Below are 12,006 nucleotides of genomic sequence, written 5' to 3' on the forward strand. Positions count from 1 at the left end.
CCACGCATTGCTAACTGGACGGTTCCCGGACTGTCGCGACCTGCGCATTTAACCCAAAACACATCACCCAGTGTCACAATCCCACGGAATGGACTCGTTTCCCGGCCCGAACAACGACCGGGCCACGAGGGTGCCCACCGGCGCGTCGGCTTCCCGCTCGGCACGACGTCCGATGTCTCCGGGCCGAGGAGATCGTCGACCCGGCCCGGCGGGCATCGTGACGATCATCGACGGATGACCACGCGAACGCGTCGCGCCCCCGCTTTCGGCTTTCGGCTTTCGGCCGAGCCGGCCGGACGAACCTCGTACGACAGGAGAAGACCCCCGCTCGATCGGGCGAGCGGGGGCCTTCTGGGCGATCGGTCAGACGTTGAAGCGGAACTCCACCACGTCGCCGTCGCGCATGACGTAGTCCTTGCCCTCGATACGGGCCTTGCCGGCCTGGCGGGCGGCGGCGATGGAGCCGGTCTCCACCAGCTCGGCGAAGGAGACGATCTCGGCCTTGATGAAACCGCGCTGGAAGTCGGTATGGATGACCCCGGCCGCCTCGGGGGCGGTGGCGCCCTTGGGGATCGTCCAGGCCCTGGTCTCCTTGGGGCCGGCGGTCAGGTAGGTCTGCAGGCCCAGGGTCTCGAAGCCCACCCTGGCCAGCTGGGCCAGGCCCGACTCCTCCTGGCCGACGGACTGCAGGAGCTCCAGCGCCTCGGCGTCGTCGAGCTCGACCAGCTCGGACTCGATCTTCGCGTCGAGGAAGACGGCCTCGGCCGGTGCGACGAGCGCCGAGAGCCGGGCTCGGAGCTCGGAGTCCATCAGCTCGTCCGCGTCGAGGTTGAAGACGTACAGGAAGGGCTTGGCGGTCAGCAGGTGCAGCTCGCGCAGGTCCTTCGGGTCGATCCCGGCACCGGAGGCCCCGGCGTACAGGGTGGTGCCGCCGTCGAGGAGCTTGAAGGCCGCCTCCGCCGCGTCCAGCGCGGACCTGCGGTCCTTGTTGGTCCGGGACTCCTTCTGCAGGCGGGGAATCGCCTTCTCCAGGGTCTGCAGGTCGGCGAGGATCAGCTCGGTGTTGATCGTCTCGATGTCGCGCCCGGGGGAGACGCCGCCGTCCACATGGGTCACGTCGGGATCGTTGAAGACCCGGATGACCTGGCAGATCGCATCGGTGTCGCGGATGTTGGCGAGGAACTGGTTACCCCGCCCCTGTCCCTCCGAGGCACCGCGGACCAGCCCGGCGATGTCCACGAACTCCACCTTCGCCGGCAGGATCTTCGCGGACCCGAAGATCTCGGCCAGCTTCCCAAGACGCGGGTCGGGAACGCCGACGATGCCCACGTTGGGCTCGATGGTGGCGAACGGGTAGTTCGCCGCCAGGGCGTTGGCGGTCTTCGTCAGCGCGTTGAAAAGCGTTGACTTGCCGACGTTGGGCAATCCGACGATGCCGATGCTCAAGCTCACGTGAGCCGAGTTTACGCGGAATGACCCACTGCTACCCGCCATCGGCAGGTCACAGGGTGGTGGACATCCCGTTCGCGCGACCGCCGTCGGTGGTTCGGCACCGATCGGGACCGTCCGGGTGGCTCTCCCCGGTTCGGCCGGGTTCGAACACGATGCCGCGGCTCCCGGTCCGGCCCCGGGCGCCTTCGGAAGGCGTGTCGGCGCGCCAGAAGTGACCGAGCCTGGAATCATGCCGGGGTGGACGTCATGGCGCTCTCCTTCCAGCTCGCGGTGGGCCTCGCCGCGGGGCTCGCGATCGGCTTCCTGCTGGGCCGGGCGCGCGCCTCCTCGGGAGCCGCCGACGTCATCGCGCGTCTGGCCGACGCCGAGGCCCGCGCGAAGATCGCCGAGGAGAAGGTCGTCTACATCGAGGAGCAGCTCTCCGAACGGTTCCAGGCCCTGTCGAGCCGGGCGCTCGACGTCAACAACCTGCGGTTCCTGGAGCTGGCCGAGACGAGGCTGGCCGCCAACCGGGCCGAGGCGGCCGGTGAGCTGGAGCAGCGCAAGCAGGCGGTCGAGCATCTGATCGAGCCGTTGAAGGACACCCTGGCCCGCGTCGAGACGCAGCTGCGCGACACGCAGACCGGCCAGCGGGCCGCCCACGCGGAGCTGGCCAAGCACATCGACGTCGTCCGCGAGAGCAACGAGCAACTCCGCGCCCAGACCAACTCCCTGGTACGGGCCCTGCAACGCCCCGAGGCCCGGGGCCGGTGGGGAGAGCTCCAGCTCCGCAGGGTCGCCGAGATCGCCGGGATGCAGCGGTTCTGCGACTTCGACGAGCAGGTGAGCGTCACCACGCCGGACGGCGTGCTACGGCCCGACATGGTGGTACGACTGGCCGGCGGCAAGAACATCGTGGTGGACTCCAAGGTCTCCCTCGCCGCCTACCTTGAGGCCGCCGAGTCGGCCGACCCCGACCACCAGTCGGCCCGGCTCGACTCCCACGCCCGTCACGTGCGCGAGCACGTGGACCGGCTGGCCGCCAAGGCCTACTGGCAGGCGTTCAGCCCGGCACCGGAGTTCATGGTGCTGTTCATCCCCGGTGAGGCGTTCCTCGCCCCGGCGCTGGAGCGCGACCCCGCCCTGCTGGAGTACGCCATGCGGCGGCGGGTCCACATCGCCACCCCCACCACGCTGATCACCATGCTCCGCACCGCGCAGTACGCCTGGCAGCAGGCCGCGCTCAGCGAGAACGCGCGGGCGATCTTCGAGGTCGGCAGGGAGCTGTACGAGCGGCTGAGCAGCATGGGTCGCAACGTCGACGCGCTGGGCCGCTCGCTGAACCGGGCCGTGGAGTCGTACAACAGGACTGTCGGCTCGCTGGAGACCCGGGTGCTGGTGAGCGCGCGCAAACTAAACGATCTGGGACTGGTCGAGACCGATCTGGACAGGCCGCAGGCGGTCGAGGACCTGCCACGCGCGCTGACCTCGCCGGAACTGCTCGTGGAAGAGGAGCCAAGCTCGCCTCTCGTATCCCGCCTGAACGGTAGGTTGGCCAACGACCTGCCCTGAAACTGTTCTCCCAAGGCGCCGACGGCCGGACACTGGAGGCGACGGGGTTGACGACGTGGGGTCCGAGGTCATGGGGAGCGAGTGGTGGACGAACGAGGCGGCGTACAGCCGGTCGGCGGGGTGATCGTATGAGTGAACTTGACCGGACCACCGGCGGTATCCGGCTGACCGTCCGGGGCGCGCTGGCCCTCGTGCTGGTGTCCACGCTGGTGGGCAGCGTGCTGCAGGCGCTGTTCGGAGTGGCGGCGCTGACCGGGGCGGCGTTCGTGGCCGGCTGCGTGGCCGCGGCGGCGCTGGTGAACCGCAGGGACCTGCTGTCGCTGGTGGTCTCTCCGCCCCTGGTCTTCTTCGTGACCACCGTGCTCATCGAGGCGGTCCGTTCCCTGTTCGCGCCCACGCTCGTCCAGGCCTTCGGCCTGGGCATGTACACCGCGCTCTCGCAGGGTGCCCCGTGGCTGTTCGGCGGTTCGCTCCTGGTGCTGGTCATCGCCTGGCGCCGCGGTCTGACCCACTGCGTCCGTGAGCTGCGCGACGAGCTCAGGGCCGGCAAGGCCTCCGTTCCCGCGCCGAGGAGCGGCGAGGGCGCCTTCGCCCCCGAGCCCGAGGGGTACTTCGAGCCCAAGGTGTACGGCACACCGCGCGAAGGCTCCTGACCGCCGGGCACGAGGTCTCAAAAACGGCCGCAAAACGGGCCGGTGGGGCGGCACCGTGCCCGTAGAGCGGCGGCGGAACTCCTCGAACAGCGGTGCGGTCAGACCGTGACGCGCAGGTCCTTGCGCAGCTCGTGCGGGAGCGCGAAGCGCACGCTCTCCTGGACGGACTCGACCTCTTCGACGTCCTCGAAGCCGCACCTGGCGAGGCGGGCCAGGACTTCGGTGACGAGCTCCTCCGGCACCGAGGCGCCGCTCGTCACGCCGACCGTGGTGACACCGTCGAGCCAGGCGTCCTCGATGAACGCGGCGTCGTCGACGAGGTAGGAGGCGTCGGCCCCGTGGTCGAGGGCGACCTCGACCAGCCGCTTGGAGTTGGAGGAGTTCTCCGAGCCGACCACGATGACCAGCTCCGCCTGTGCGGCGATCTCCTTGACGGCGACCTGACGGTTCTGGGTGGCGTAGCAGATGTCGTCGCTCGGCGGGTCGATCAGGTTCGGGAAGCGCTCCTTGAGCCGGGAGACCGTCTCGACCGTCTCGTCCACGGAGAGCGTGGTCTGTGACAGCCAGACCAGCCGCTCGGGATCCTTGACCCGCACGGCGCCGACCGACTCCAGACCGTCGACGAGCTGGATGTGGTCGGGTGCCTCACCAGCGGTGCCCTCGACCTCCTCGTGGCCCTCGTGGCCGATGAGGAGGATGTCGTAGTCCTGGGACGCGAAGCGCCTGGCCTCGTTGTGCACCTTGGTCACCAGCGGGCAGGTGGCGTCGATCGTCTTGAGGCTGCGCCGGGCGGCCTCCTGGTGGACCGCGGGAGAGACTCCGTGGGCGGAGAAGACCACGATGGCCCCCTCGGGCACCTGCTCGGTCTCCTCGACGAAGATCGCTCCGCGTGCCTCCAGCGTCTTGACCACATGGGTGTTGTGGACGATCTGCTTGCGGACGTAGATCGGGGCACCGTACTGCTCCAGCGCCTTCTCCACGGCCTGAACAGCACGATCGACCCCCGCGCAGTAACCGCGGGGCTTCGCCACCAGTACGCGTCGGGTCGCGGAGGTCTTGGAAGTCATGCTCTTATGCTACGTGGAGACGCCCGCGAGACAGCCCATACGTCCCACAAGCTCATGCGGCACAGTCTTGCCACAATAGCCTTTCTCGATACAGACCTCCCAGGGAGACGATATGTCAGTCCCCGACATGATCCGCAATGTCACGCAGAAGGCAAAAGACCTGCCGCTGCACATGTTGCAGACCGCACTGAGCGGGGTGGGCCAGGCCCTGCTCCTCGGCGACCGCGTACGGTCCAAGATCAAGGGTACCTCCGGCCAGGGAGAAGAGCCCGACGGGTCCCGGGAGACGCCCGGCGGCCAGTCGGCGGAGACCACTGAGAAGGCCGCGGAGCAGTTGGAGAAGCCCGCCCGCCGTGCGCCCGTCATCTTCGCGCCGCGCCCGGAGAAGGCCGCGGACAAGGCGACCGCCGCCGAGAGCAACGGCGCCAGGACCACCCGCGAGCCGGTCATCTTCAGCCCCGCCAAGCCCAAGGCCGCGGAGCCCTCCGCCGCCGAGGCCGCCACCGAGGCCGTCGAGACCCCGGCCGCCACCGAGGCGCCGGCCACCGCCCCGGAGCCCGAGGCCGCCGAGACCAAGGCCGCCGAGGCCCCCATCGCGGAGCCCTCCAGCACGGAGGCCCAGGCCACCACCGAGACCCAGGCAGAGGCCCCGATCCCCGCGGAGACCCCCGCCGCCGAGCCGAAGACCGCCGAAACCCCGGCCGCCGAGACACCCGCCGCGAAGAAGCCCCGGGCCACCCGGGCCAAGCCCAAGGCCGCCGTGGAGTCCGTGGAGACCGAGGCCCCCGCCCCCAAGACCGCCCCGAAGGCCAAGGCGACCAGGGCACGCAAGACCGCCAAGACCTCCGCCCTGGCGACCCCGGCGGCGGAGAACGACGCCCCCGTCGAGACGCCCGCGGCGGTGAAGGTCGAGGTCGAGCGGGTCGAGACCGCGAAGCCCGAGAGCACCGACGCCGCGGCGGTCGAGGTGACGAAGACCAGGGTCGCGGCACCCGAGGCGGCCGAGCCGCTGCCCGGCTACGCGGAGCTGACCGTCGCGTCGTTGCGAGCGCGGATGCGGGGCAGGACGTCCGAGCAGATCCGGGAGCTGCTCGCCTACGAGCGCGCCACCGCAGGCCGCGAGGCCGTCGTGCGGATGTACGAGAACCGCCTGGCCAAGCTGGAGGCCGCCGAATAGTCGCCTCCGGCGCGTAGGCTCCCGGCCATGAGCTCGAACACCACCCCTGAGCAGCCCCTCCCGGTTCGCACGGTGTTGCAGATGGTCGGCGGCTGGATCGGCAAGCTCGGCACCGTCTGGGTCGAGGGGCAGATCACCGAGCTGACCGCCCGAGGCGGCACGGTCTTCCTGACGTTGCGTGACCCGGTGGCCAACGTGTCGGCCCGGATCACCTGCCCGCGTGGTGTCTACGAGGCGACCGTCCCCCGGCCGGTCGACGGCGCGAGGATCGTGGCCCACCTGAAGCCTGACTTCTGGGTCAACAAGGGCTCGTTCGCGTTCACCGCGCTGGAGATGCGGCCTGTCGGGGTGGGCGAGCTGCTGGCGCGGCTGGAGCGGTTGCGTCGGTTGCTCGCCGCCGAGGGGCTCTTCGGCGTCGACAGGAAACGGCGGCTGCCGTTCCTGCCGGGCGCGGTCGGCCTGATCTGCGGCCGGGACTCGGCCGCCGAGCGCGACGTGCTGGAGAACTCGCGGCGCCGCTGGCCGGCGGTGCGGTTCAAGGTCGAGCCGGTGGCCGTGCAGGGGCCGTACGCGGTCGGCGAGGTCATCGAGGCGCTACGCAAGTTCGACGCCGACAGCGAGGTCGACGTCATCGTGGTCGCGCGGGGCGGTGGGTCGATGGAGGACCTGCTTCCCTTCTCCGACGAGGCGCTCGTCCGGGCGGTCGCGGCCTGCCGCACGCCCGTGGTCAGCGCGATCGGCCACGAGCAGGACAACCCGCTGCTCGACCTGGTCGCCGACGTGCGCGCGTCCACGCCCACGGACGCGGCGAAGAAGGTGGTGCCGGACGTCGGCGAGCAGATGACGCTGATCCGCCAGCTCAGGGACCGGGGCCGCAGGGTGGTGGGCGGCTGGCTGGACCGCGAGACGGCCTGGCTGGCCGCGGCTCGCTCCCGCCCCTCCCTCGCGGATCCGGTCCGTGAGATCGAGCGCAGGGCCGAGCAGGCCGAGCAGCTCAGGGACCGGGCACGACGTTCCCTCACCGGTTCCCTGGACCGCGCCACCGATTCGCTGGAGCACCTGCGCGCCCGCCTGGTCTCGCTCTCTCCCGCCGCCACACTGGAGCGCGGCTACGCGATCGTGCAGCGCCCCTCGGGCGATGTCGTACGGCTCGCGAGCGAGGTCTCCCCCGGCGACGAGCTGACCGTGCGCTTCCCCGACGACCGGGTGCGGGTCAGGAGTGATCCCGCCAGGTGAGCGAGGGGTAGCCGTCGTCGACGAACCCCAGCTGCCGGTAGAGCGACTCGGCGTCCGAGGTGGCGTGCAGGTCGACCCTGCGGACCCCGCTGTCGCGGTACCACTCCAGGAGGGCTCCCATGATGGCCCGGCCGTGCCCCCTGCGCCGGTAGCGCGGGTCGGTGGTCATGCCCTGGACGTAGCCGTAGCGGCCGTCGGGAAGGCTGGGGCCGGGAAACCGGTCGAAGATGAGGCCGATCCCGCAGGCCGCCAGCCCCTTTTCCGGGGAGTCCACCACGTAGACGGCGGTGTCGAGGCTGCCCAGCCGCTCTTCGAGGCTCTCGGCGTAGGCCCGCTGCCACTCCTCCTCGATGGGGAGGTTGCCGTCCCTTGCCATCCGGTCGGCCAGGATCTCACGGAGGCGTACCAGTTCGGGGATGTCCCCACTCGTCGCGTCACGAACGTTCACCTGGGCATTCTTCCAGCCGTACATGCCGGCGGAGCGGCCGGGGAGGTGTCTTGTCGATCACGCCGTCGCGGGGAGGCACCACGACTCCCGGTACGGCACGGCGTCATCGGGTGGGCGCCACGATCTAAGGTGGGGTGCGTGGCCGATGAGAAGAGACCGTCGTACGAGCAGGCGCGCGAGGAGCTGACCGAGGTGGTCCGCAGCCTTGAGGCGGGCGGGCTCACCCTGGAACAGTCGATCGAGCTCTGGGAGCGCGGCGAGAAGCTGGCCGCGGTCTGCGAGGAGTGGCTCCAGGGTGCCCGGGTGAAGCTCGCGGCCGCCATGGCCCAGCGGCGGCACTCCGACCCCGCCGGAGAGACGCCCTTCTAGGCCCTGTCCCGCGCTAGGAGTTGTTCCTCGGCTGCTGCTTGAGGGAGCCCGCCAGGGCGGACAGCTCGTCCCAGGGGGCGGTGCCGGTGACGACGATCGTGACGTCGGGCAGGAACCGTACGAGGGCGCGCTGGTTCTTGTCCTCGCGGACGCGCTGCTCCCAGGTCACCCCGCCGATCTGGACGGTCCCGGTGACCGTGGAGGTGTTGGAGAGCCTGTTGGCGAACTCGGCCGCGGGCCTCTCGTCACTCTGGGCGAGCATCGCGTGGAAGCGCTTGGCGGTGGCGAAGCCGAGCTTCCAGGTGGTGGCGCCGTTCTCACGGGTGCTCCGGGAACTGTTCGGCACCCACCCGGCGGCGACGGGCTCGGGGGCCCACACCTGGAAGGGCGCCGTACGGCGCAGATCGGCCAACGCGATCGAGTAGTCGACCCTGGGGATGTGTTCGGTCCTGCTCTGCGGTGTGACCAGCAGGAACAGGCCGACGGCGGCCAGGCAGACCGCCATCGCGACCACGTAGCCGTAAAAGCCCTGAGTGAACTTTCGCACGACTGTCGACACTATCCGTTCGGGGAGGTGGTCCGCCCTCAGGGGCGGCGGATCTGGGCGATGATGGCCAGCACGTCCTCCACGAGCACCCGTGAGGCGTCCTCGTCGTCGGACAGGGCGACCTCGGAGACCGCGGCGGCGAGCGCCCCGGTGAGGACCACGACCAGCGCCCCCTCGTCACCCTCGAACAGGGCGGCGTTGCGCTTGGCCCACTGCCGGAGCCGGTCGCGCACGATGACCTCGAACCCCGGCGGCCCGTCACCCCGCAGGAACAGCGCGGAGATCTCCCGCTCGGCCAGGCAACCCTCCAGGTAGGCGCGGGCCCCGGCGATGAACAGCCGCATCGGGTCGCTCTCGCCGGCCGCCCTGGCCTGGCCGACCGCCTGCTTGGTCCGCTGGGTCTGCCGGGCCTGGAACTCGTCGAAGAGCGTGAGGTAGAGGTCGGCCTTGCCGGAAAAATGATGGTAAAGACTTCCGACGCTCGCCCCCGCGCGGGCGACCACGTCGGTGACCCCGGTCTCGGCGAATCCGCTTGTGACGAAAATCTCCCTGGCGGCGGACAGCAACGCGGCGCGCGTGGCGGCACCCCGCTCGGAGGTCCGCGCGCCCACGCCTTTCACCAGCCGTTCTGCGTCGCTGCTCATGGTGGGCACATTATCCTCCGCCGACCGGTCAGAGGGGCGCCAACTACGATCGTTGCATTATCCACGAGAGGGGTTTCCCACCATGTCTGATCAGACGTCCGTTCCTGCCGCCCTTGCCACGGGCGAGCACGCTCCTGATCGCAACCTCGCCCTGGAACTGGTCCGGGTCACGGAGGCGGCCGCGATGGCCGCGGCCCGCTGGGTCGGACGGGGTGACAAGAACGGCGCCGACGGCGCCGCGGTGAACGCGATGCGCCAGTTGATCAACACGGTCTCGATGCGCGGCGTGGTGGTGATCGGCGAGGGCGAGAAGGACAACGCGCCGATGCTCTACAACGGCGAGCAGGTGGGTGACGGCAGCGGCGCGGCGTGCGACGTGGCCGTCGACCCGATCGACGGCACCCGGCTGACCGCACTCGGCATGCCCAACGGGATCTCGGTGATCGCGGTCAGCGAGCGCGGCTCGATGTACGACCCGTCCGCCGTCTTCTACATGGACAAGCTGGTCACCGGCCCCGAGGCCGCCTCGTCCGTGGACATCAACGCGCCGGTGGCCGACAACATCGCCGCGGTGGCCCGTGCCAAGGGCGGCGAGCCCTCGGACGTGACCGTGGTCATCCTCGACCGGCCCCGCCACGAAAAGATCATCCGGGAGATCCGGGAGACCGGCGCCCGGATCAGGCTCATCACCGACGGCGACGTGGCCGGTGCGATCATGGCGGCCCGGGTGGGCACCGGTGTCGACCTGATGCTCGGCATCGGCGGCACGCCGGAGGGCATCATCGCCGCGTGTGCGCTCAAGTGCCTGGGCGGCGTCATCCAGGGCAGGCTCTGGCCGCAGGACGACGCCGAGCGCCGCCGGGCGCTGGACGCGGGCCTCGACCTCAACGCCACGCTGAGCACCGACGACCTGGTCAGGTCCGACGACGTGTTCTTCGCGGCCACCGGGATCACCGACGGCGAACTGATGCAGGGCGTCCGCTACCGCGCGGGGCGGGCCATCACCAACTCCCTGGTCATGCGCGGCCGTTCCGGGACGATCCGGAAGATCGAGAGCGAGCACCAGCTCTGGAAGCTGCGGGCGTACAGCGCGATCAACTTCGACAGCGCCAGTTGAGGTCAGCGACGGAACCAGGGACGGCGAGGGCGCTTGGGGGACTTGGCCACGATGCTCCCGAACGTGACGACGCCGGTGATCTCGATGACCGGGCCGTCGGGCGAGGCCGGGGGGACCTGGTTCTTCTTGCTCCCCATGAAGGACGAGGCGGGCATCTCGATCCGCACGCCCTCGGGGACGATCAGGGTGAGGGTGCCGCCGACCACGGTGACCTGCAGGGTCACCCGACTGGACTGGAGCAGCGCCTCGCACAGGTCGAGCTTGACGTTGGCGCAGATCGCGGTGGCGGAGAAGTGGGTCGGCACGACCCAGCGGCCACCGCGCTCCTGGGAGCCGAACAGGGCCGTCACCGGGCCGACGTCGGTGCGGAGCGGCTGCGCCTCGGGTGGGAGCAGGTCGGCGGTGAGCGCGGAGAGCTCTCCCAGCGTGCGGGCACGGTAGAGCGCCTCGGCGCGCTCGTCGTACTCGTCGTGGCCGAGACGTCCGTCGGCGAGCGCGTCGCCCAGTACGGCGGCCACCCTCTCGCGGTCGGAGTCCGCCGCCCGTAGGTCGGCGGGGGCGGGTTCACGGTTGTGACGGCGGTTCGCGGGCGGTCGGGGGCTCTCCACCCCCCCGACCCTAATCTCTGCGTGACCGCCCTGAGCGCCCCCGCACCGCCCGGCCGTCCCGACCCGCCCCCGGCCCGCGCGGCCCCCGGAGCATCTCCGGCGAACCGCTGGAGCCATGCCTCGTCGCGGAACTCGGTCAGAAAACTCGATTTACCTACCGGTTAAATTGCTAAATATCGTTTTTGTGATCTAGATTGGGCGGGCGAGAGCCGGAGCCCCCTGCGGGCCGCCCCGCCACGTCGACCGTCTGGTCACCCCAGGTACTCGACCGCCCGACGTTCAGGAGCGCTATGAGATCACCCTTGGAAATGCCCGGCGAGAACGGCGACGAAGAGCTCGACAGACTGCTGGAGCGGTTCCGCGATGAGGTCACCGGGCTTGAGGAGCTTCAGAAAAGCGTCTCCGAGGTCCGCGGCCGAGGCGAGGCGGCGCAAGGACGCGTCACCGCCGAGACCTCGCTGACCGGCGCACTCACCAGCCTCACGATCGACCCCCGTGCCATGCGACTGGGCTCCGGTGAGCTGGCGTAGGCCATCCTCCAGGCGGCCGACGAGGCGGCCCGCGACGCCGGGGACCAGATGAGACGACTGGTGGACCCATTCGTCACCGGCACCCCGCTCGAAACCGTTCTGCCGCCTCAGGACACTCGGACCACCTCAGGTCCGTCGCGAGCGCCTTCGACACCGAGAAAGAGGGGCTCGCCGACGTCGTCAGGCAGGCGGCCGCGGAGCTGAACGACATCGGAGACTTCTGGGGCGGCGACCCCGAGGGGAGGAACTTTTTCAAGGGACAGGGCGGTGGCACGGGGTACGAGGCCGTCTCCAGCCAGGTCATGAGGGGGACGGACGCGCTGCTGCAAGCCCACGAGGACATCCCCGCACTCATCCGCCTCATGAACGACACGGTCAAGACCGCCGACTGGGCCGGCGTCGCCGCGATCCTTTCCGCCCTCCCCGCTCCCGATCCGAGCCGCCCGGTATGGGGGGAGCCGAACGACGCCGACGACCGGTGATGACCCGAGACGGGTGTCGGGACGACGGCGCGGGACCGTGGATACCGGGTGCCGCGGGGCATTGACCGCCGGGGGCGGCACACCTAACCTGACGAGAACTTGAACCCCCCTCATGTTCTCTGGAG

At 70.3% G+C, this 12,006-nt stretch carries 14 protein-coding genes; 8 read left to right on the plus strand and 6 right to left on the minus strand.

Annotation, left to right across the window (positions count from 1 at the left end; genetic code table 11):
• Positions 1 to 363: 363 nt before the first annotated feature.
• A complete protein-coding gene (ychF, locus tag IG98_RS0113200; protein ID WP_030910777.1) occupies positions 364 to 1,452 on the minus strand; it encodes a redox-regulated ATPase YchF in 1,089 nt (362 codons plus the stop codon).
• Positions 1,453 to 1,698: 246 nt separating this feature from the next.
• Here ychF and IG98_RS0113205 point away from each other — a divergent pair, with 246 nt between their 5' ends.
• Both IG98_RS0113205 and IG98_RS44795 read left to right on the plus strand, forming a co-directional pair.
• Positions 1,699 to 3,003 (plus strand): DNA recombination protein RmuC, encoded by a 1,305-nt coding sequence (locus IG98_RS0113205; RefSeq protein WP_051752056.1) that lies wholly within the window; start codon positions 1,699 to 1,701, stop codon positions 3,001 to 3,003.
• A 128-nt stretch (positions 3,004 to 3,131) separates the two neighbouring features.
• A complete protein-coding gene (locus IG98_RS44795; protein ID WP_037970159.1) occupies positions 3,132 to 3,656 on the plus strand; it encodes a DUF6542 domain-containing protein in 525 nt (174 codons plus the stop codon).
• 98 nt (positions 3,657 to 3,754) lie between these two features.
• On the opposite strand, the gene IG98_RS0113215 is transcribed toward IG98_RS44795, so the two are convergent.
• Positions 3,755 to 4,723, minus strand: coding sequence for a 4-hydroxy-3-methylbut-2-enyl diphosphate reductase (locus IG98_RS0113215; RefSeq protein ID WP_030910786.1), 969 nt, complete (start codon positions 4,721 to 4,723; stop codon positions 3,755 to 3,757).
• Between the two features lie 112 nt (positions 4,724 to 4,835).
• Here IG98_RS0113215 and IG98_RS46825 point away from each other — a divergent pair, with 112 nt between their 5' ends.
• Both IG98_RS46825 and xseA read left to right on the plus strand, forming a co-directional pair.
• Positions 4,836 to 5,900 (plus strand): DUF8129 domain-containing protein, encoded by a 1,065-nt coding sequence (locus tag IG98_RS46825; protein WP_051752039.1) that lies wholly within the window; start codon positions 4,836 to 4,838, stop codon positions 5,898 to 5,900.
• A 27-nt stretch (positions 5,901 to 5,927) separates the two neighbouring features.
• A complete protein-coding gene (gene xseA / locus IG98_RS0113225) occupies positions 5,928 to 7,136 on the plus strand; it encodes an exodeoxyribonuclease VII large subunit (RefSeq protein ID WP_030910792.1) in 1,209 nt (402 codons plus the stop codon).
• On the opposite strand, the gene IG98_RS0113230 is transcribed toward xseA, so the two are convergent.
• Positions 7,114 to 7,584 (minus strand): GNAT family N-acetyltransferase, encoded by a 471-nt coding sequence (locus IG98_RS0113230; protein WP_211263965.1) that lies wholly within the window; start codon positions 7,582 to 7,584, stop codon positions 7,114 to 7,116. The two genes, xseA and IG98_RS0113230, sit on opposite strands and share 23 nt — an antisense overlap.
• Before the next feature lie 138 nt (positions 7,585 to 7,722).
• On the opposite strand from IG98_RS0113230, the gene IG98_RS0113235 reads away from it, so the two are divergent.
• Positions 7,723 to 7,953, plus strand: coding sequence for an exodeoxyribonuclease VII small subunit (locus IG98_RS0113235; RefSeq protein ID WP_030910800.1), 231 nt, complete (start codon positions 7,723 to 7,725; stop codon positions 7,951 to 7,953).
• Between the two features lie 13 nt (positions 7,954 to 7,966).
• Here IG98_RS0113235 and IG98_RS0113240 read toward each other — a convergent pair whose 3' ends face one another.
• Both IG98_RS0113240 and IG98_RS0113245 read right to left on the minus strand, forming a co-directional pair.
• Entirely contained in the window at positions 7,967 to 8,500 is a 534-nt protein-coding gene (locus IG98_RS0113240) for a DUF4245 domain-containing protein (protein ID WP_030910802.1), read from the minus strand.
• 38 nt (positions 8,501 to 8,538) lie between these two features.
• Positions 8,539 to 9,144 carry a TetR/AcrR family transcriptional regulator gene (locus tag IG98_RS0113245; protein WP_030910805.1) on the minus strand — a complete coding sequence of 202 codons (606 nt, stop codon included), beginning with the start codon at positions 9,142 to 9,144 and terminating at the stop codon, positions 8,539 to 8,541.
• A gap of 82 nt (positions 9,145 to 9,226) precedes the next feature.
• Between IG98_RS0113245 and glpX the strand changes: the two genes are divergently transcribed.
• Positions 9,227 to 10,261: a class II fructose-bisphosphatase gene (gene glpX / locus IG98_RS0113250; protein ID WP_030910808.1), complete on the plus strand. Its 1,035-nt coding sequence runs from the start codon at positions 9,227 to 9,229 to the stop codon at positions 10,259 to 10,261.
• 2 nt (positions 10,262 to 10,263) lie between these two features.
• On the opposite strand, the gene IG98_RS0113255 is transcribed toward glpX, so the two are convergent.
• Entirely contained in the window at positions 10,264 to 10,869 is a 606-nt protein-coding gene (locus IG98_RS0113255; protein ID WP_030910812.1) for a DUF1707 SHOCT-like domain-containing protein, read from the minus strand.
• Positions 10,870 to 11,159: 290 nt separating this feature from the next.
• On the opposite strand from IG98_RS0113255, the gene IG98_RS0113260 reads away from it, so the two are divergent.
• Positions 11,160 to 11,399 (plus strand): YbaB/EbfC family nucleoid-associated protein, encoded by a 240-nt coding sequence (locus IG98_RS0113260; RefSeq protein WP_157594309.1) that lies wholly within the window; start codon positions 11,160 to 11,162, stop codon positions 11,397 to 11,399.
• A 302-nt stretch (positions 11,400 to 11,701) separates the two neighbouring features.
• Positions 11,702 to 11,881: a hypothetical protein gene (locus IG98_RS0113265; protein ID WP_030910818.1), complete on the plus strand. Its 180-nt coding sequence runs from the start codon at positions 11,702 to 11,704 to the stop codon at positions 11,879 to 11,881.
• Positions 11,882 to 12,006: the final 125 nt, after the last annotated feature.

This window comes from Streptosporangium amethystogenes, assembly GCF_000721075.1.
Lineage (GTDB): Bacteria > Actinomycetota > Actinomycetes > Streptosporangiales > Streptosporangiaceae > Streptosporangium > Streptosporangium amethystogenes.

Bases quoted from the DNA above. Each gene is read 5' to 3' on its own strand.
- IG98_RS0113215 (WP_030910786.1), bottom strand. From the start codon at position 4,723: ATGACTTCCAAGACCTCCGCGACCCGACGCGTACTGGTGGCGAAGCCC.
- IG98_RS0113245 (WP_030910805.1), bottom strand. From the start codon at position 9,144: ATGAGCAGCGACGCAGAACGGCTGGTGAAAGGCGTGGGCGCGCGGACC.
- xseA (WP_030910792.1), top strand. From the start codon at position 5,928: ATGAGCTCGAACACCACCCCTGAGCAGCCCCTCCCGGTTCGCACGGTG.
- IG98_RS0113265 (WP_030910818.1), top strand. From the start codon at position 11,702: ATGAGGGGGACGGACGCGCTGCTGCAAGCCCACGAGGACATCCCCGCA.
- glpX (WP_030910808.1), top strand. From the start codon at position 9,227: ATGTCTGATCAGACGTCCGTTCCTGCCGCCCTTGCCACGGGCGAGCAC.
- IG98_RS44795 (WP_037970159.1), top strand. From the start codon at position 3,132: ATGAGTGAACTTGACCGGACCACCGGCGGTATCCGGCTGACCGTCCGG.
- IG98_RS46825 (WP_051752039.1), top strand. From the start codon at position 4,836: ATGTCAGTCCCCGACATGATCCGCAATGTCACGCAGAAGGCAAAAGAC.
- IG98_RS0113260 (WP_157594309.1), top strand. From the start codon at position 11,160: ATGAGATCACCCTTGGAAATGCCCGGCGAGAACGGCGACGAAGAGCTC.
- IG98_RS0113205 (WP_051752056.1), top strand. From the start codon at position 1,699: ATGGCGCTCTCCTTCCAGCTCGCGGTGGGCCTCGCCGCGGGGCTCGCG.